The sequence below is a fragment of the Microbacterium maritypicum MF109 genome (assembly GCF_000455825.1).
Classification (GTDB): Bacteria; Actinomycetota; Actinomycetes; order Actinomycetales; family Microbacteriaceae; genus Microbacterium; species Microbacterium maritypicum_A.
In genome coordinates, this window is record NZ_ATAO01000083.1 from 1 (window position 1) to 285 (window position 285).

Genomic DNA, 285 nt, shown 5'->3' on the forward strand with positions numbered 1-285 from the left:
GGGAGGTGCTCGACACAGGCGTGCAGCTGCACGGCGGATACGGCTACATCATGGAGTACCCGATCGCGCGCGCCTTCACCGACGCCCGGGTCCACCGCATCTACGGCGGCACGAACGAGATCATGCGCGATCTCGTCGGCCGTCAGATCGTCGGCAAGCGCTGAGATCGTGCACCTGAAGGGGCCCCGGATGCGACGTCCGGGGCCTCTTCCCGTCTCGGCCGGATCGTCGTCGAGGCGTGGACACGGGTGCTGCCGCCGGGTTGAATCGAGGGCATGACGACCT

1 protein-coding gene is annotated in these 285 nt (G+C 67.7%); it reads left to right on the forward strand.

Translation table 11 applies throughout. The features are described 5' to 3' along the window. The coding region (locus L687_RS42085) for an acyl-CoA dehydrogenase family protein (RefSeq protein WP_268741821.1) at positions 1-164 on the forward strand (164 nt) is incomplete at its 5' end. Between the last annotated feature and the right edge of the window lie 121 nt (positions 165-285).